Source organism: Salinibacterium sp. GXW1014, assembly GCF_044769865.1.
In the GTDB taxonomy this organism is placed as follows: domain Bacteria; phylum Actinomycetota; class Actinomycetes; order Actinomycetales; family Microbacteriaceae; genus Homoserinimonas.
In genome coordinates this window covers 1,416,137-1,433,931 of record NZ_JBIZWA010000001.1, presented here as the reverse complement: position 1 = coordinate 1,433,931, position 17,795 = coordinate 1,416,137, and the positions used below count along the sequence as shown (strand labels likewise).

Here is a 17,795-nt window from a genome sequence, read left to right as displayed (position 1 = left end):
TCTCTAACTCCTCTGGCATCTGGGCAGGTGTGGATGCCGGTACATCTACGGTAACGACGGAACCCCTCAAGGACTGCCCTTGTTCGCCGTGGGCGTGACGCGGATATTTGCGATGAGAGGCTTGCGCTCCATATCGATTGTCGTTACCTTATCGACTATCAATAACAACGACTATCGATAAGGAGGGGCTGCCATGACGGGCAACACCCGCAGCAACCATTCGAGGGCGGATGTCGTCGCGATGGCGTTCTTCATGCTGATGGGCGGAGTCTTCGCGATCATGACCCTCGTGCAGTGCGTGCAGCGCACGATCGAGGTGCTGGCAGGCGACGGCGTGCGCGTCTTCGCAGAGTTCATCGGCACGCCAGCGGATGCCCCCATCGGCCCCGGCGGCGCAGCCCGCGTCGTCGAACTCGACTCCGCCTGGATCTTGCCGGATGCACTGCCTGCCGCTTCGGTCTGGGCACTCGTGATCGAGCAGGTGCTGATCGCGGCGAGCGTCGTCACGGTCATCGCGTCCCTCCTTGCCCTCCTCTGGAACGTGCTCCGGGGCCGCGTCTTCAGCCGCGCGAACACGCGGCTGATCCTCACGGCAGGCTTCGCCGGCTTCCTGGGTTCCGCCCTGGCCCCCTTCTTCGCGAACATGGGCGCGAACGGTGCCTTCGCCCAGATCTCCGACGGCACCTTCAACAACGTCGTGCAGTCGGTCGAGGTCATGCCGCTCTTCGCGGTCGCCTTCCTGGCGGCCCTCGGCGGCACCGTCTTCGGGGTCGGCGAGCGCCTGCAGCGCGAGACCGAGGGGCTCGTCTGATGGCCGGCATCCGCATCGCGATCATCGCGCTCGTCATCGCCGCGATCATCATCGTCGCGATCGTGCTGCTCCGTCGGCGCAGCGCCGCGAATGGTGAGTCACGGCCTCTCGTACTCGTCGCCGGCCGCCTCATCGCGGCACTGTACGCCTGCCTCACCCTGATCGTCACCGCGGTCGCCGTCATCACGACGCTCACGGCAGAACAGGTCGAGGCCACGATCCCGGTGCGCGAGTTCTGGCCAGAGCCCTACCCCTGGATCACACTCTTGGAGGGTCCGAGCGCCCAGGTGACCGGGGGCGGCTTCAGCTCCGCTGAAGTCTTCATCACGGGACTCGGCATGGATGCTCGCGCCTTCCTCGCCGCGGGCCACGCGGTGCAGGGGGCGACCTTCATCGTGATCGCCGTCACGATCGCCCTCCTGTGCCAGCGGCTGCTGAGCGGGAGCGGGTTCACCGCCGCCGTCACACGGGCGGTCAGCATGTCCGGCCTCACGGTCATGATCGGCGGCATCGCGTGGCAGATCTTCTTCGCGATCGGCGGCAACATCGCCTCAACCCAGGCCCTCTTTGTGAGCGCCTGGGGCAGCGATGACGCGCCGGGACCCGACGTCCCCGAGCCGAAGTGGGACGGCACGGCCTACGACCCACTCCACACGGGCCTGCCCGACCCCGACTTCATGCTGCAGCTCGACTTCTGGCCCCTGCTCCTCGGCCTCGCCCTCGCCGCGGTCGCATTCGCCTTCCGCAGGGCCGAGCGGCTGCAGGATGACACGAAGGGACTCGTGTGATGGCGCCCGCCGACGACGAGGAGACGGGCATCCACTGCAGGCTCGATGAGCTGCTCGAGCAGAGGGGGATGACGCTGACGCGGCTGAGCGAACTCGTCGGCGTGAGCGTCGTGAACCTCTCGGTGCTGAAGAATGACAGGGCACGCGCCATCCGCTTCTCGACCCTCACCGCCATCTGCCGGGCTCTTGACTGCGAGGTCGGCGAGCTGCTCGTCGTCGACCCCTGACCGGCGCGCGCCCGCCGGGGTAACGTCGAATGGGCACGGCATCCGACGATGGGAGCGGCGATATGCCCGACGACGACGTGAACAGCCAGGGAGGCGACGACCTCGACGCCACCAAGCCACTGCCGAAGGCGGAACAGGCGGGCGAACCCGGCACGGAGGTCTATGGGCCACCAGACGAGGGCGGCGCCCGGGAGGTCGGCACGCCGGCAGCCACTCCGGTCGACGATGCGGCCGAGACGACACGGCTCGAGGCCATCGACGGCGGCGGCCACAACGCTCCCCTCTCCGGCGGAGCGACGGCTCCCGTCGCATCACACGTGCCCATCGCGACCGCCTCGGCGGCGACCGGCGGCGCGGGCGGACTGCCTCCGACCCCACCCGGGGGCGACGAGCGCAGGGGCTCCCCGTGGCCATGGATCATCGTCGGCATCGTGCTGCTCGCCGTCATCGCCATCGGGCTTGCCTTCGCGTTCGCCAACAACGGGTCGGATGACTCTGAGCCCTCGAACTCGCCCAAGCCGCGGCCCAGCGTCTCCGTGACCCCACCGCCGTCGCCCAGTGTCGACGACGAGCCGAGCGAGGCGCCCATTGAGACGCCCACGGAGGCGCCCGTCGAACCCGCGCCCCCGGCGCCCGAGCCTCCCGTCGAGCCGGAGCCCGCACCGCCGACGCAGGAGCCAGAACCAGAACCAGAACCGGAGCCCGAACCGGAGCCCACCGAACCTCCGGTGGAAGAGACGCCGGAGACCCCCGCGGCATAGGCTCCTGTCATGTCTGACCTCGACGAACGCCCCACGGAACTGCTCTGCGTCTCGGTCCCCGGCGGCGACGGCACGATCGAGTTGTTGGAGCCACGCGATGTTCCGCTCGGCGGGCCGCGAGCCATGACGGTGCGCCGCACGCTCCCCCAGCGCGGGCGCTCCCTCATCGGAGCGTGGTGCTTCCTCGACCACTACGGGCCGGACGACGTCAACGAGAGCGGCGGAATGGTCGTGCCGCCGCATCCGCACACGGGACTCCAGACCGTGAGCTGGCTCTTCGCGGGCGAGATCGAGCACCGCGACTCCAGTGGTGGCCACGCTGTGGTGCGTCCTGGCGAGCTCAACCTCATGACGGCGGGGCGGGGCATCCAGCACTCGGAAGTCTCGGTGGGGGCCCAGCCGTCAGCGCCGAACCCGACGGATGCCTCGGTCGAGGCGGGCAACATCGGCGGGCAGACGACGGGCGGCGGGGCATCCGGAAGCAACGTGCTCCACGGCGTGCAGCTGTGGACCGCGCTGCCCGACCCGCACCGTCACACCGCACCCTTCTTCGAGCACACCGTGCCGCCCGTCGTCGAGCACGAGGGCGCGCGGGTCAGCGTCTTCATCGGCAGCCTGCTGGGACAGATCTCGGATGCCACGGCGTTCAGCCCGCTCGTCGGCGCCCAGATCGACCTGCCGCCCGACACCGAGATCCTCGTGCCGGTCGACCCCGCGTTCGAACACGGCGTGCTGCTCGACAAGGGCGCCGTGACGGTCGACGACGTCGCCATCGAGCCGGACCACCTCGCCTACCGGTCTCCCGGCGCCTCGGCGATCGCACTCGCATCCGGCGACGCGGGCGCGCGCGTCATCCTCATCGGCGGCAAACCGCTCGGCGAGGAGATCGTCATGTGGTGGAACTTCATCGGCCGCACGCACGAAGAGGTCGTCGCCTACCGCGAGGAATGGCAGCGCGACGTCATCGGCGGCGCGAATGCAGAAGGGCGGTTTGGCAACACCGTCTACGACGGACCGTCACTGCCGGCCCCGCCGATGCCGACCGTGCGGCTGCGCTCGCGCGGCTGAACGTTACTGCTGCGCGCCGAGTGGGGTGACGGCGTAGTTCACGATGGTGCCGGAGGTCTCGGGCGTCACCGTCACGAGCACGTTGAGGCCAGCGCCAGCGAACGCGCCCACGCTGCGCTCCCCCGTCTCCGTCGCGAAGGAGGCGGTGAAGCCGGCACCGACGAGCCGCTCGCGTGCCTGCGCGAAGGCGTCTGCGACCGTCGCTTCCGTCTGCAGCCCGACGATCCAGTTGCCCTCGCCCTGCACCGTGGCGCTGCCGGCGTGCACGACCGTGCCGTCGATGAACGGAACCTCGGGCGGGAAGTCGGCCGGCAACTCGTTGCCCGCCTCGACATCGAGGCCCGTGACGCCCTCGAAGGCACCCTCAAGGCTGCCCTCGATGCGCTCCCGCGCACTCTCGATGGCCCCGTCGACGCTCTGCTGCACGGTCGACTCGATGAGCGAGCATCCGGAAAGGAGGGCGATCGCGAGCACCGCGGCGAGCGCGGCAGAGAAGGGCCTGCGCACAGTCAGTCCTTGACGGGAAGACCGAGCTTGGCGCGCTCCTCGGCCTCGATCGTGGCGTAGACCTTCCGCTCCGTGCGGTCGGCGCGCAGGATCGCGCGGATCACGAACCAGAAGACGAGACCCAGCAGGATGGTCGGCGTCACCGAGAAGACGGCGTTCGCCCAGAAGTTCTCAAGCACGGCGACAGTCTACGTTGCGGATGCTTGGAGTCAGCCGCCGAGGATGCCGACGAGGCCCGTGATGACGAAGTAGAGGCCGACGATGCCGATGATGAACCAGAGGCCGACGCGGGCCGGGGGCACCTTCTTGTGTGGCTTCTTCGGGTCGGTCATCACTTGACCGCGCTCACTTGACCAGGGGAAAGAGGATCGTCTCGCGGATGCCGAGGCCCGTGATGGCCATGAGCAGGCGATCGATGCCCATGCCCATTCCACCCGACGGCGGCATGCCGTGCTCGAGCGCCCGCAGGAACTCCTCGTCGAGGCGCATCGCCTCGGGGTCGCCGCGGCCGGCGAGTTTCGCCTGCTCGACGAAGCGCTCGCGCTGGATGACGGGGTCGACGAGCTCGGAGTAGCCGGTCGCGAGCTCGAAGCCGCGGATGTAGAGGTCCCACTTCTCGACGACGCCCTCGATCGAGCGGTGGTCGCGCACGAGCGGTGAGGTGTCGACGGGAAAGTCCATGACGAAGGTCGGCCGCGTGAGCCCGCCCTTGACGTAGTGCTCCCAGAGTTCCTCGACGAGCTTGCCGTGGGTGGGGTGGTCGACCTCGATCTCGAGCGTGGCGGCGTGGGCGACAAGCTCCTCGACGGGGGTCTGGGGCGTGACCGAGAGGCCGGATGCCTCGTTGAGTGAGTCATACATCGAGACACGGTCCCACTCGCCGCCGAGGTCGTATTCGGTGCCGTCGGCCCAGGTGACGACGTGCCCGCCCGCGACGGCGAGCGCAGCATCCTGGATCAGCTGCTGCGTGAGGTCGGCCATCTGGTGGTAGTCGCCGTAGGCCTGGTAGGCCTCGAGCATCGCGAACTCGGGGCTGTGCGTGGAGTCGGCGCCCTCGTTGCGGAAGTTGCGGTTGATCTCGAAGACCCGTTCGAGGCCTCCGACGACGGCGCGCTTGAGGAACAGTTCGGGCGCGATGCGCAGGTACAGCTCGGTGTCGAAGGCGTTCGAGTGGGTGATGAAGGGACGAGCGGATGCCCCACCGTGCTGCGTCTGCAGCATGGGCGTCTCGACCTCGAGATAGCCGTGGCCCTTGAAGGTCTCGCGGAGGGAGGCGTTGACGGTTGCGCGGGCGACGACCGTCGTGCGGGCCTGCTCGCGCACGATGAGGTCGAGGTAACGCTGGCGCACGCGCGTCTCCTCGTTGAGCTCGCTGTGCATGTTGGGGAGTGGGCGCACGGCCTTGGCGGCGACCTTCCACTCCTCGACCATGATGCTGAGCTCGCCGCGGCGGCTCGAGATGACCTCGCCCAAGACGAAGAGGTGGTCGCCGAGGTCGACGAGTTCCTTCCAGAGGGCGAGCGACTCCTCGCCGACGGATGCGAGCGAGACCATCGCCTGGATGCGCGAGCCGTCGCCCGCCTGCAGCGACGCGAAGCACAGCTTGCCGGTGTTGCGGAGATGCACGATGCGGCCCGCGAGCCCGACCTTCTCGCCCGTCTGTGCATCGGGCTCGAGGTCGGGGAACTGCGCTCGCACGGCCGGGATCGTCGTCGTGATGGGGAGGGCGACCGGGTACGCCTCGGCGCCCGTCTCGATGAGCCGCTCCCGCTTGGCGAGCCGCACCTGGGTCTGCTCGGAGGCCTCGCGTTCGAGTTCCTCGTGGGTCAGGGCAGGCGCAGTCGTCTCAGTCACGCATCAAGCTTACGGCGTGCCCGCGAGCCGGGCGGCGGCATGTGGCTCGACTTGCGGAGCGATACCCCCGGGGGTATTCTCGCTTGCATGCCAGAGAAGAGAATCGTCATCGTCGGAGGCGTCGCCGGGGGAATGAGCTGCGCCGCCCGAGCCCGCCGCCTCGACGAGACCGCCGAGATCATCGTGCTCGAACGCGGCGACGAGGTGTCGTTCGCCAACTGCGGCCTCCCCTACTACGTGGGCGGCGAGATCGAGAGCCGCGATGCGCTCCTCGTGCAGACCCCCGAGAGCCTGCGCGCGGCACTCGACCTCGATGTGCGCGTGCGCCACGACGTCGTCGCGCTCGATACGGATGCCCGCCAGGTCACCGTCCGCACCGCCGAGGGCACCAGCACGATCGACTACGACGCCCTCGTACTCTCCCCCGGCGCCCGCGCCGTGCGTCCCCCGCTGCCAGGGCTCGACTCGTCCCGCGTGCGCACCCTCCGCACCGTCGGCGACGCCATCGCCCTCCGCGAGCGCGTCGAGTCCGGCGCGAAGCGCGCCGTCGTGCTCGGTGCCGGATTCATCGGGGTCGAAGCCGCCGAGGCACTCCGTATGCAGGGCCTCGAGGTCGACGTGATCGAACTCGCCCCGCACATCCTGCCGCCACTCGAGGCCGAACTCGCCTCGCTCATCCGCGATGAGATGTCCAGGGCCGGGATCACCGTGCGCGAGGGTGTCGGCGCCGAGAGCGTCGAACCCGGTGAGTCCCACGACACCGTCGTGCTCGGTGACGGCACCCGCATCCCTGCCGACATCATCGTGCTCTCGGTGGGCGTTCGCCCCGACACCGAGGCCTTCGAGGCCGCCGGGATCGAGGTCGAGCGGGGCGCGATCGTCGTCGACGAGCACGGCCGCACCTCGGCCCCCGGAGTGTGGGCCGTCGGCGACGCCGTCGTGAGCACCGACGCGGTCACGGGCATCCGTCGCCCCGTCGCCCTCGCAGGCCCGGCCAACCGCGCCGGGCGCCTCGTCGCCGACGATATCCTGCGGCCGGAGACGGCACGCCCCATCCCCGCGCCCCTCGGCACGGCCATCGTGCGCATGGGCGAACTGGCCGCCGCCATGACGGGCGCCAACCGCGCCTCGCTCGAGCAGGCCGGCATCGAGTTCGAGACGCTGCACCTGCACCCCAACCAGCACGCCGGCTACTTCCCCGGCGCCCAGCAGGTGCACCTCATCGTGCACTTCGCCCCCGGCGACGGCCGCCTGCTCGGCGCCCAGGCCGTCGGCGCCGACGGGGTCGACAAGCGCATCGACGTGCTCGCGACCGCGCTGCGGGCGGGCATGACGGTCGATGACCTGATCGACCTTGACCTCTCGTACTCCCCGCCCTACGGCCAGGCCAAGGACCCCGTGAACCTCGCCGGCATGGCGGGCGAGAACCTGCTCAGGGGCACCCTCTCGGTCTGGCACGCCGACGAGCTTGAGGCCGTGACATCCGACGCCCTCGTGCTCGACGTGCGCTCCCGCGGGGAGTTCGCGAGCGGGCACATCCCCGGTTCACTCAACATCCCCCACACGGAACTGCGCGACCGGATGCCCGAGGTGCACGACGCTGCGGCCGGTCGCCCCGTGCGTGCCCTCTGCGCCTCGGGGGTGCGTTCCAACATCGCGCACCGCCAGCTCGCGCAGGCCGGCCTTGACTCCGCCACCCTCTCGGGCGGCATCCTCACCCTCAAGGCGGCGCTGCCCAACGGCGGCCGCGACATCCTCACGACGCAAGGAGCCGAATCATGACGACCCAGCAGGCGATCGATGCGGCGGCCGCCCAGAAGAAGATCGTCAACCGACTCAAGCGAGCGCAGGGACAACTCGGCGCGCTCATCGTCGCGATGGAGGACGGCGCCCCCTGCAAAGACGTCGTGACGCAGCTCGCCGCGGTCTCGAGCGCCCTCGACCGCGCCGGATTCGCGATCGTCTCGTCAGCGCTGCGCGAATGCCTCAACCCCGACAGTCACGACGACGACGACACCAAGATGACCCCTGAAGAGCTCGAGAAGCTCTTCCTGATGCTCGCCTGAGCAACCCCACACGAAGGAGAACCCCCACCACCATGTGTTCAGCAGTCACCTGCCGCCGATGCGGAAAGACCACCTGGGCCGGATGCGGCCAGCACGTCGACCAGGTCATGCGAAACGTCCCCCGGGCGCAGCAGTGCCAGGGCCACGAGAACGAGCCGGCTCAGGGCCTCTTCGCCCGAATCTTCAGCCGCTAGGCCCCGTCAGCAGCTCGGCGGCTCGCCGAACGTGACCGCCCGGTTGTCGATGAGCCGGGTCGTGCCGAAGCGTGCCGCGACGATCGCGAGCGCCTCACCGCGGAACTCGTCGGGCACGGGCGTGAAGGTCGCCGGGTTCACGATGTCCAGGTAGTCGACGGATGCGTGCGGCTCTGCCTCGAGCACCTCGCGCCCTGCGGCGATCGCCGCCGACGCCCTCCCCCCGCGGAAACCCGCGGCAACATCGGCCACGGCGGCGAGCGCCTTCGAGAGCGACAGGGCGGCCGCGGCATCCGTCTGCGACAGGTACTGGTTGCGGCTCGAGAGGGCGAGCCCGCCCTCCTCCCGCACGATCGGGGCGACGTCGATGCGCACGGGCAGGTCGAGGTCGTCGACCATCTGCGTGACGAGGAACACCTGCTGCGCGTCTTTCTGCCCGAAGACCGCGACGTCGGGCTGCACGATGTTGAAGAGCTTCGCGACGACCGTCAGCGTGCCGTCGAAATGCCCCGGTCGCACGGCGCCTTCGAAGCGCGACGCGACCGGCCCCGCCTTGACGCGCGTCGCGCTCGGCCCGTGCGGGTAGATCTCCTCGACGGCGGGCGCGAAGACGAGGGCGTCGCCGAGCTGCTCGAGCTTCGCGACATCCGCGTCGAGGGTGCGCGGGTACTTGCCGAAGTCCTCACCCTCACCGAACTGCAGCGGGTTGACGAAGATCGACACGACCACGAGGTCGCCGAGGGATGCCGCGCGCTCGACCAGCGAGAGATGGCCGGCGTGCAGGGCGCCCATCGTGGGCACGAAGGCGACCGTCTGGCCGGCGTCTCGAGCGGATGCGACCCGCCGGCGCACCTCCGCGATGTGATGCACGACCTCGATGGTCATTCCTCGTCTCCATTCCTCGGGCTGGGGCCGTCAGTGGCAGGGTCGTTGAGAGTGTTGTACCTGTCACGGGCCCGGTCGCTGTTGACACTGCGGTCGACCTCGTCGGCGAGCATGTCACGGTGGGCGAGTTCCTCGCTCGCGAGCGCATTCTCGACGGCGGAACGCACGAGCGGTGTCAGCACGGCGCCGGGAACCTCGACGCCGATCTCGCCAAGGATGCGCATCGCCTGGCCGATGATGGCGGTCGAGAAGGTCGTCGCCGTCGCCAGGGCCTCCGCGTAGGCGGCGCGGCTGCCCTCCGAGATCACGACGGGCTCGGCGCCCATCTCCACGACCAGCGCCTGCCCGATCGGCAGCACGGGCGCGGGCGCCGTGACGGCACAGAAGGCTTCGCGCAGGCGGTAGAGGTCGATGCTCGTGCCCGTGAAGGCGAGCGCCGGATGCACCGCGAGGGGAATCGCACCGGCCTGCATGGCAGGGGCCAACACCGAGGTGCCGAAGCCTGGCGCCGTGTGCAGCACGAGCTGGCCCGGCTGCCACGTGCCCGTCGCGGCGAGGCCGGCGACCAGGCTCTCGAGTTCGGAGTCGGGCACCGCGAGGATCACGAGCTCACTGCGCTCGACGACCGTCGGCACGTCGAGAATCGGCACGCCGGGCAGCATCGCCTCGGCACGGTCGAAGCTGTCGTTCGACACGGCCGTGATGCCCGTGATGGCGTGGCCGGCCGCGGCGAGCGCCGCCCCCAGGACGGGCCCGACCCGGCCCGCGCCGATGATGCCGATGCCGAGGCGACCTGCACGTTCCGAGGTGCTCACTCGCGGGGATCCTGCTCGGGCTGGGCGTGTTCGGTAACGGCCAGCTGTGGCTCGTCGCTCGACTCGGCCCAACGGTGCGAGCGGTCGCGAGCCGCGGCATCCACGAGTCGGTGGCTCGTGTCGGCGAAGAACTCCATGGCCTTGTCGACGTCGATCGCGCCGAGGCTTGCTGTGATGGGACCCATGACGGTGTGGAGGTGAATGGTGGCGAGCCGCGCCATCCGCCCGACCGGCCCCTGCTGGATCGCGGTGCTCTGCACACGCGGCGCAGGCACGATCACGAGCTCGCGCCAGATGGCGCCGCGGCGCAGGAAGAACGCGTCAGGCGTGACCGCGAAGCCGTTGCGGCGCCACGAGAACCAGCGCAGCCAGGCGGCCCGCTTGGGCGAGTTCTCATATCCGTCGCCGGACTCACCGCGCGGGGCAAGTCCCTTCACGAGCAGCTCCCGGCCGGCATCGTCGAGATCGGGCAGCAGCAGGCGCAAGACGTTCATGACGTCGGCTTGGTCGCCGACGGGAAGGATCGTGGTGTTCGCGATCGCGCCCGAAACGCTCTGCGCGGTCGCCTGGCTCGCGCGGTTGACCTTGATCTCCCACCAGCCGGCGAAGCGCCACAGCAGCGGCTGGTCGACCGCAACCGAGTGGATGCGCCCGGGCGGCAGGGTCTCGTTCGTGGTCGAGAGCAGGCCGTAGCCGATTCGCACGCCGTCGCGCGTGCCCGCGATCGAGTACCGGAGCGACCGAGTGAAGCGCTGCAGCCAGAAACTGCCGAAACCGATCAACGCGGGGATGACACCGAAGAGGATGCTGAGCTCGCCCGTGATCACGATCGCGACGATTGCTCCGATGATGACCGCGATCAGCACGAAGGTCGACACGCTCAGCAGCACCGAGCCGATCAGTCGCCCGATGCCGATGCGCACGATCGACTCCGGCGGGGCATCGTTGTCGGTGATCTCGGGTGCCAGGAACTCCTGCACGCGCGCGTCGATGAAGCCCTCGACGCCCGCCGCCTGCGCCTGCGCGGCGGCGCGCTCCTCGCGGGTGCCGGATGCGAGTCGCAGGATCTCCCGCCGCAGGTCGTTCGCATCCGAAGACCCCAGGTAGGCGAGCTGCACATTGGCGTCCTGCCCCGCCTGGCTGATCTCGAGCTTCGACGCCCCGAAGAGGCGCGGGATGAAGGGGCGCCCGATGTTGATGCCCTGGATGCGGTCGAGCGGCGCCCGGCGGTGCGTGCGGAAGATGATGCCGGAGCGAACCTCGACGACCTCGTCGGTGACGCGGAAGGTGTGCATGCGCCACGAGATGTAGAAGCCGATGATGAGCACGACGAGCAGCCCAGCGACGGCGAGCAGCGCCCAGCCGAGGAAGCCGTTCTCGAGCACGAGGTCGACGGGGTCGTCGCCCTCCGTGTAGCCCGGGAGGAACAGGTCGATGAGTCGCTCCCGGAGGTTCGCGACGACCACACCGAGGATCGCGATGAGCGCGATGCCACCCTTGAAGAGCGGCGACGCCCGGTGCAGGCGGTGCCACTCACCGTCGGCGAGCCCCGTCTGCACGACGGGGACGGCCTCGGGGGCGATGGCGGCGGCCTCGCTCGGGCCCGAGCCCGAGGCATCCGGACCTGGCTGCATCGGGAGGTCGCTCACAGTCCCGCCCGGCGGCTCTCGGCCAGCTCGACGAGGCGGTCGCGCAGTTGCTCGGCCTCGCTCTCGGGAAGGCCAGGAATGACCACAGCGGATGCCGCGGCCGCCGTCACGAACTTGAGCTCACTGAGCCCGAGCCAGCGCTGGATGGGGCCGCGGTTGATGTCGACCAGCTGCATCCGGCCGTAGGGAACCGCGACGATGCGGCGGAACATGATGCCGCGCCGAACGATGAGGTCATCATCGCGAAGCTGATAGCCGTAGGCGCGCACCTGGCGTGCCGTGAAGATCGTGCTCAGCACGAGCATGACGACGGCGGCGATGGCCACCCAGAGCGTCCAGGTCTCGTCGACGAAGAACCGCAGCACGAGGGCGCCGACCGTGATCGCGCCCCACCAGATGATGTTGCTCACGACCTCAGCCCAGACGTAGCGCGGGGAGACGCGCCGCCATTCGATGCCGGGAGGGTCGAGGAGAGTCGACATTGCTTTTCCGATCCGTGTGTTGAGACTGTCGTGCGACGCCGCGGGGCGACCCGGGCGAGTACGCGACCGAGCCTATCCGGCGGTCGACGGGCGCTGCGACCCTCCCGCAGGCTAGTCCGAGCGGCGGATGTCGCGGCTCAAGCGGGGCGCGACGGCGTGCCGGTCACGTGGCCGCGCCGGCCGCCTGCTCGTCATCGTCGGAGGGCGGCGGGATGCGGCACATTCCCTCGGCGACGAGGCCGCCCGCGAGCAGCACGAGCCCGCCGATCGCCGTGCCGACCGAGTATCCGACGACGCCGAGCGCGGGCACGGTGCGGCTCAGCAGGAACACGACGGAGCCGATCGCCGCGCCCGCGAGCAGCGCGCCGCAGAGGGCGCTCGACTTCGCGAGCACGAGCACCCGGAGGGCGTAGAAGGGGTCGACGCGCTTGCGCTCCCCCTTGACGGCGCGGCGCACCGGCAGGGCGAGCACGATGACGATGGCGCCGAGCGCAATGAGCACGATCGAGAGGGTGACGGGCGGGGTGATGCCGGGGCGCCCCGACATCGCAAGCCCCTGCTGTGCGAGGAGGCCAACGGCCGCACCGATCGCGATGAGCAGGAGCACGAGGGCTGGTGTGGTGCGCTTCATAACTCCCCCACCGAGCCCGGAAGCAGCGGGGCGGCAGCGATTGGGGTCACGCCACCCGCCGGCATCCGGGCGAGCAGGTCGTGCACTCGGCCGAAGCCGGGGAGCGAGGCATCCGGGTCGGCCTGCAGCCACGGCACGAGCACAAAGTCGCGTTCGTGCGCCCGCGGGTGCGGCAGCGTCAGTCTCGAAGTCGAGAGCGTGAGCTCGCCGTAGGCGATGAGGTCGAGATCGAGCGTGCGGTCGCCCCAGCGCGCCTCCCGCACGCGGCCGTGCTCGTCTTCGATCTCGTTGAGGCGCTCGAGCATTGCGATGGGCGCGAGCGCCGTCTCCACGATCATGACCGCGTTGAGGTACGAGGGGGCTGACTCGTCGACCCCGCCGAGGGTCAGCGCGGGCGTCTCGAACAGTCCGGATGCCGCGACGACATTGAGGGCGCTGGTCGCCGCAATGTCGAGCCCTGCCGAGCGGACGGTGGCCTCGCGGTCGCCGAGGTTGCTGCCGAGGGCGATGACCGCCCGCTCGCGATGCACGTCGAGGAGGCTCACGAGCGCCACCGGGTGATCGTGACGGACACGTCGTCGAAGGGCACCTCGATGGGCGCGGAGGGCTTGTGCAGGGTCACCCGCACGACCTCGGCAGCCTCATGCGCGAGCACCGTGTCGGCGATCCGCTGCGCGACCGTCTCGATGAGGTCGACCGGGTCTCGCTCGACGGATGCGACGACCTCGTTCGCGAGCTCGCCGTAGTGGATCGTGCGGCCAAGATCATCGCTCCCGGCCGAGACGGAGAGGTCGAGCCAGACGGCCACGTCGATCACGAAGACCTGGCCGTCGCGGCGTTCGTGCTCGAAGACACCGTGGTGCGCGGTCGCCCGGAGCCCCGTCAGGGTGAGGTGGTCGCGCTCCATGAGCGGCACCGACGCGGTCATCGCGGCTGCCGGAACGATGATCGGGCGCGGTGGGGCATGGGCGGCTGCTCACTCTCGATCGCGGTCCAGGCATCGAGCAACAGCCGCGTCGAAGCGACATCGTGCACACGCACGACCCACGCACCGGCCTCCGCCGCGAGCGCGCTCGTGACTGCCGTGGCCCGGTCCCGCTGCTTCGGGCCGGCATCCGCCTCAAGCAGGCTCGACAAGAATCGCTTGCGCGAGGTGCCGACGAGCACCCGCGAACCGAGGGACTGGAAGCGCCGCAGGTGCACGAGCACCTCCCACGTGTGCTCGGCGCGCTTCGCGAAGCCGAGGCCCGGGTCGACGATGATGCGCTCGGGTGCGATGCCCGTGACGATGAGCTCGGCGACGCGCAACTCGAGTTCCGCGTGCACCTCCGAGACGACATCCGAGTAGACGGCCTGGCCGTCCATGCCCGAGCTCGGGCCGCGCCAATGCATCGCGACGAAATCCACGTCGAGGTCGGCGACCGTGCGCGCCATGTTCGGGTCTGCGAGCCCGCCCGAGACATCGTTGATGATCTCGACCCCGAGCTCGGCGGTCGCGGCCGCCGTCGCGGCGTTCATGGTGTCGACCGAGACACGGATGCCCCGCCCGACGAGTTCTCGCACGACCGGCAGGATGCGCCGCTGCTCCTCCTCCACGCTCACCCGGCCAGCGCCCGGCTTGGTCGTCTCGCCGCCGACGTCGATGATGTCGGCGCCCGCCGCAACCAGCTCCACCGCGTGGGCGATCGCCGCCTCGGTGCGGGCGAAGTCGCCACCGTCGCTGAAGGAATCAGGCGTGACGTTCAGCACGCCCATGATGAGGGGAGAGTCAGCCATGAGTGCCTCCTGGGTTGTCACTTGCAGCCGCTGCACCGCCCACGAGGGCGAGCACGGCGGCCTTCTGTCCACTGTCGGCGAGCTCCCCCCGGCTCGCGAGCGTCACGGTGGTGCTGCCGACCTGCCGCGTGCCCCGCGTCGAGACACAGTCCTGGCGCGCATCGAGCACGACCAGCACCCCCCGAGCGTCAAGGGTGTCGGCAAGGGCATCCGCAATCTCGTCGGTCAGTCGCTCCTGCAACTGCGGACGCGAAGCGAGGGTGTCGACCACCCGCGGCAGCGCGCCGAGCCCGACGACGCGGCGACCTGGCAGGTACGCGATGTGGGCGAGGCCCACGAAGGGCAGCAGGTGGTGCTCGCACATCGAGCGGAACGCGATGTCGCGCATGATCACGAGTTCGCCCTCTCGGCCGTCGTCGAGATCGATCAGGTCGCCGAGGTGCACAGCGGGGTCGACCCCCATGCCGGAGAAGAACTCCGCGTAGGACTCGGCGACGCGGCGGGGCGTCTCGGCCAGGCGCGAGGCATCCGCCCCGATGGCTGCCAGCAACTCCGAGACGGCGGCCTCGATGCGAGGTCGGTCAACGGATGCCCGGGGCCCAACGCTCCCGTCCGGCACCCCAGCGCTGCTCTCGTGCACGGGTGCCTCCCCTATGCGGTCGCGATGCCCGGCGAGGTGCGGGGACCGCGGTTCGGCTTCGGCTCCGGCGTCGAATCGACACCGCCGTCGACGACACCGGCGTCGATGGGCGCCTTCTCGGGCAGCGGCACCGGCGGCCGCTTGTCGACCGGTCGCTTGTCGCTCGAGAGCCACTGGGGGCGCGGCGGCAGCTTCTTGATGTCCTTGAAGATCTCGGCGATCTGGTTCTGGTCGAGCGTCTCCTTCTCGAGCAGCTCCGTCGCGAGACGGTCGAGGATGTCGCGGTTGACCGTCAGCAGCTCGTAGGCCTCATCGTGGGCGGCCTCGATGAGTTCGCGCACCTCGCGGTCGACCTGCTCCGAGAGCTTCTCGGAGAAGTCGCGCGTGGAACCCATGTCGCGGCCGTAGAACTCGCCGCCGCTCGAGCTGAGCTTGACCGAGCCGACCGTGGCACTCATGCCGTAGTCGGTCACCATCTTGCGGGCGGTGGATGTCGCCTTCTCGATGTCGTTCGAGGCACCCGTCGTGGGGTCGTGGAACACGATCTCCTCGGCGACGCGGCCGCCCATCGCGTAGGCGAGCTGGTCGAGCAGCTCGTTGCGGCTGACCGAGTAACGGTCCTCGATCGGCATGACCATCGTGTAGCCGAGGGCGCGACCGCGCGGCAGGATCGTGATCTTCGTCACGGGGTCGGTGTGGTTCAGGCCCGCAGCGACGAGCGCGTGGCCGCCCTCGTGGTAGGCGGTGATGAGCTTCTCCTGGTCGCGCATGACGCGGGTGCGACGCTGGGGGCCCGCCATGACACGGTCGACCGCCTCGTCGAGCGCGCGGTCGTCGATCAGCTGCGCGTGCGAGCGGGCCGTCAGCAGGGCCGCCTCATTGAGCACGTTGGCAAGGTCGGCACCGGTGAAGCCCGGGGTCTTGCGCGCGAGCACCTCGAGGTCGACGCCCTCTGCGAGCGGCTTGCCCTTCGAGTGCACCTCGAGGATGCGCAGGCGGCCGTTCTTGTCGGGTGCATCGACGCCGATCTGCCGGTCGAAGCGGCCGGGGCGAAGCAGGGCCGGGTCGAGGATGTCGGGACGGTTGGTCGCGGCGATCAGGATGACGTTGGTCTTGACGTCGAAGCCGTCCATCTCCACGAGGAGCTGGTTGAGGGTCTGCTCGCGCTCGTCGTGCCCGCCGCCCATGCCGGAGCCACGGTGCCGACCGACCGCGTCGATCTCGTCAACGAAGATGATGGCCGGCGCGTTCTCCTTGGCCTCCTTGAAGAGGTCGCGCACGCGGCTCGCACCGACACCCACGAACATCTCGACGAAGTCGGAACCCGAGATGGAGTAGAAGGGCACGTTCGCCTCACCCGCGACCGCGCGCGCAAGGAGCGTCTTTCCCGTGCCGGGAGGTCCATAGAGGAGCACGCCCTTGGGGATGCGCGCGCCAACGGCCTGGAAGCGCGACGGGTCGGTGAGGAACTCCTTGATCTCGTGCAGCTCCTCGATCGCTTCATCCGCCCCAGCGACATCGTCGAACGAGACCTTGGGCGTCTCCTTCGACATGAGCTTGGCGCGGTTCTTGCCGAACTGCATGACCTTGCCGCCGCCGCCCTGCATGCGGGAGAGGAGGAACCAGAAGATGAGGCCGATGATGAGGAACGGGATGATGAACCCGAGCATCGAGGTCCAGAAGTTGCCGAGGTCGACCTCGTCGTCGAAGCTCTCGAGCGCGGAACCATTGACCGTGCTGATGACCTCTTCGCCGCGCGGGAGTGCGTAGTAGAACTGCACCTGGGCGCCGCCGAGCTCCTCATCGGCCTTCTTCAGCACGAGGTCAACGCGCTGCTGGCCGTCGACCACCGTCGCGGTCTTGACCTTGTCGTCAGTGAGGAGTTCAAGGCCCTGCTGCGTGCTGATCTCGCGGAACCCACCAGAGTTGCCCAGCAGGCCGAAGCCGATGGCGACGATGATCAGGGCCGCTGCAACGTAGATGAACGGCCCGCGCAGGAACTTCTTCAGATTCATAGTTCTGCAAGGCTACCGTGCAGCCCCTCTGCGCCCGCCCGGTGTTTGCTGGGGGCGTAACGGGGGTCGGGGCCTAGCTGTAGACGTGCGGCGCGAGCACGCCGATGTCGCGCAGGTTGCGGTACTTCTCGGCGTAGTCGAGGCCGTAGCCGACGACGAACTCGTTGGGGATCTCGAATCCTACGTAGCGCACGTCGACCTGCACCTTGGCCGCCTCGGGCTTGCGCAGGAGGGCGCAGATCTCGACCGACTCGGCGCCACGGCTCTCGAGGTTGGCGCGCAGCCACGAGAGGGTCAGCCCGGAGTCGATGATGTCTTCGACGATGAGCACCTTGCGGCCGCTCAGGTCGGTGTCGAGGTCTTTGAGGATGCGCACGACGCCCGAGGACTTCGTGCCGGATCCGTAGGACGACACGGCCATCCAGTCCATCTCGATCGGGAGCTTGAGCTCGCGCGCGAGGTCGGCCATCACCATGACGGCGCCCTTCAGCACGCCGACCAGCAGCACCTTCTCCCCCGCGTAGTCGGCCTCGATGCGGCGTGAGAGCTCCGCGATCTTGTCGAGGATCTCCTGCTGCGTGATGAGCACCTTGGTCAGGTCGGCTTCGATCTCGTGCGATTCCATC

The 17,795-nt window shown here is 69.4% G+C and carries 22 protein-coding genes; 7 read left to right on the top strand and 15 right to left on the bottom strand.

Annotated elements, in window-relative coordinates:
* Positions 1-193: 193 nt before the first annotated feature.
* The 5 genes from ACIQK7_RS07130 (at position 194) to ACIQK7_RS07110 (ending at position 3,655) form a co-directional block, all read left to right on the top strand.
* Entirely contained in the window at positions 194-811 is a 618-nt protein-coding gene (locus ACIQK7_RS07130) for a hypothetical protein (protein ID WP_403022667.1), read from the top strand.
* Positions 811-1,599, top strand: a complete 789-nt coding sequence (locus ACIQK7_RS07125) for a hypothetical protein (RefSeq protein ID WP_403022664.1) — start codon at positions 811-813, stop codon at positions 1,597-1,599. Before ACIQK7_RS07130 ends, ACIQK7_RS07125 begins: the two co-directional genes overlap by 1 nt.
* A complete protein-coding gene (locus ACIQK7_RS07120) occupies positions 1,599-1,826 on the top strand; it encodes a helix-turn-helix domain-containing protein (protein WP_325210248.1) in 228 nt (75 codons plus the stop codon). Before ACIQK7_RS07125 ends, ACIQK7_RS07120 begins: the two co-directional genes overlap by 1 nt.
* 62 nt (positions 1,827-1,888) lie before the next feature.
* Entirely contained in the window at positions 1,889-2,587 is a 699-nt protein-coding gene (locus ACIQK7_RS07115; protein WP_403022661.1) for a hypothetical protein, read from the top strand.
* Positions 2,588-2,596: 9 nt separating this feature from the next.
* Positions 2,597-3,655, top strand: a complete 1,059-nt coding sequence (locus ACIQK7_RS07110) for a pirin family protein (RefSeq protein WP_403022658.1) — start codon at positions 2,597-2,599, stop codon at positions 3,653-3,655.
* A 3-nt stretch (positions 3,656-3,658) separates the two neighbouring features.
* On the opposite strand, the gene ACIQK7_RS07105 is transcribed toward ACIQK7_RS07110, so the two are convergent.
* The 4 genes from ACIQK7_RS07105 to lysS are packed head-to-tail and all read right to left on the bottom strand — an operon-like array spanning position 3,659 to position 6,016.
* Positions 3,659-4,162: a hypothetical protein gene (locus ACIQK7_RS07105; RefSeq protein ID WP_403022655.1), complete on the bottom strand. Its 504-nt coding sequence runs from the start codon at positions 4,160-4,162 to the stop codon at positions 3,659-3,661.
* A 2-nt stretch (positions 4,163-4,164) separates the two neighbouring features.
* Positions 4,165-4,341, bottom strand: coding sequence for a hypothetical protein (locus ACIQK7_RS07100; protein ID WP_403022652.1), 177 nt, complete (start codon positions 4,339-4,341; stop codon positions 4,165-4,167).
* A 30-nt stretch (positions 4,342-4,371) separates the two neighbouring features.
* Entirely contained in the window at positions 4,372-4,494 is a 123-nt protein-coding gene (locus ACIQK7_RS07095; RefSeq protein ID WP_325210253.1) for a hypothetical protein, read from the bottom strand.
* A gap of 13 nt (positions 4,495-4,507) precedes the next feature.
* A complete protein-coding gene (gene lysS, locus ACIQK7_RS07090; protein ID WP_403022649.1) occupies positions 4,508-6,016 on the bottom strand; it encodes a lysine--tRNA ligase in 1,509 nt (502 codons plus the stop codon).
* 87 nt (positions 6,017-6,103) lie between these two features.
* On the opposite strand from lysS, the gene ACIQK7_RS07085 reads away from it, so the two are divergent.
* Positions 6,104-7,798 (top strand): FAD-dependent oxidoreductase, encoded by a 1,695-nt coding sequence (locus ACIQK7_RS07085; protein ID WP_403022646.1) that lies wholly within the window; start codon positions 6,104-6,106, stop codon positions 7,796-7,798.
* Positions 7,795-8,082: a metal-sensitive transcriptional regulator gene (locus tag ACIQK7_RS07080; RefSeq protein ID WP_403022644.1), complete on the top strand. Its 288-nt coding sequence runs from the start codon at positions 7,795-7,797 to the stop codon at positions 8,080-8,082. The genes ACIQK7_RS07085 and ACIQK7_RS07080 overlap by 4 nt, the downstream gene beginning before the upstream one ends.
* A 200-nt stretch (positions 8,083-8,282) precedes the next feature.
* Here ACIQK7_RS07080 and panC read toward each other — a convergent pair whose 3' ends face one another.
* The 11 genes from panC to hpt form a co-directional block, all read right to left on the bottom strand.
* On the bottom strand, positions 8,283-9,161 hold the full coding sequence (panC, locus tag ACIQK7_RS07075; protein WP_403022641.1) for a pantoate--beta-alanine ligase: 879 nt from the start codon (positions 9,159-9,161) through the stop codon (positions 8,283-8,285).
* Positions 9,158-9,976: a Rossmann-like and DUF2520 domain-containing protein gene (locus tag ACIQK7_RS07070; protein WP_403022638.1), complete on the bottom strand. Its 819-nt coding sequence runs from the start codon at positions 9,974-9,976 to the stop codon at positions 9,158-9,160. The genes panC and ACIQK7_RS07070 overlap by 4 nt, the downstream gene beginning before the upstream one ends.
* Positions 9,973-11,625, bottom strand: a complete 1,653-nt coding sequence (locus ACIQK7_RS07065) for a PH domain-containing protein (protein ID WP_403022635.1) — start codon at positions 11,623-11,625, stop codon at positions 9,973-9,975. Before ACIQK7_RS07065 ends, ACIQK7_RS07070 begins: the two co-directional genes overlap by 4 nt.
* Positions 11,622-12,107 carry a PH domain-containing protein gene (locus tag ACIQK7_RS07060; RefSeq protein ID WP_403022632.1) on the bottom strand — a complete coding sequence of 162 codons (486 nt, stop codon included), beginning with the start codon at positions 12,105-12,107 and terminating at the stop codon, positions 11,622-11,624. The genes ACIQK7_RS07065 and ACIQK7_RS07060 overlap by 4 nt, the downstream gene beginning before the upstream one ends.
* Before the next feature lie 163 nt (positions 12,108-12,270).
* The gene (locus tag ACIQK7_RS07055) at positions 12,271-12,738 is read right to left on the bottom strand and encodes a DUF3180 domain-containing protein (RefSeq protein ID WP_403022629.1); all 468 of its coding nucleotides are present in this window, start codon (positions 12,736-12,738) and stop codon (positions 12,271-12,273) included.
* Entirely contained in the window at positions 12,735-13,292 is a 558-nt protein-coding gene (gene folK / locus ACIQK7_RS07050) for a 2-amino-4-hydroxy-6-hydroxymethyldihydropteridine diphosphokinase (protein ID WP_403022626.1), read from the bottom strand. The genes ACIQK7_RS07055 and folK overlap by 4 nt, the downstream gene beginning before the upstream one ends.
* Positions 13,280-13,666, bottom strand: a complete 387-nt coding sequence (gene folB, locus ACIQK7_RS07045) for a dihydroneopterin aldolase (RefSeq protein WP_403022624.1) — start codon at positions 13,664-13,666, stop codon at positions 13,280-13,282. Before folB ends, folK begins: the two co-directional genes overlap by 13 nt.
* Entirely contained in the window at positions 13,663-14,514 is an 852-nt protein-coding gene (folP, locus tag ACIQK7_RS07040; protein ID WP_403022621.1) for a dihydropteroate synthase, read from the bottom strand. The genes folB and folP overlap by 4 nt, the downstream gene beginning before the upstream one ends.
* A complete protein-coding gene (gene folE, locus ACIQK7_RS07035; RefSeq protein ID WP_403022618.1) occupies positions 14,507-15,154 on the bottom strand; it encodes a GTP cyclohydrolase I in 648 nt (215 codons plus the stop codon). The genes folP and folE overlap by 8 nt, the downstream gene beginning before the upstream one ends.
* Positions 15,155-15,165: 11 nt before the next feature.
* Positions 15,166-17,169 (bottom strand): ATP-dependent zinc metalloprotease FtsH, encoded by a 2,004-nt coding sequence (ftsH, locus tag ACIQK7_RS07030; protein ID WP_403022615.1) that lies wholly within the window; start codon positions 17,167-17,169, stop codon positions 15,166-15,168.
* Between the two features lie 73 nt (positions 17,170-17,242).
* Complete coding sequence (gene hpt, locus ACIQK7_RS07025; RefSeq protein ID WP_403022612.1) at positions 17,243-17,794, bottom strand: hypoxanthine phosphoribosyltransferase; 552 nt, start codon at positions 17,792-17,794, stop codon at positions 17,243-17,245.
* Position 17,795: the final 1 nt, after the last annotated feature.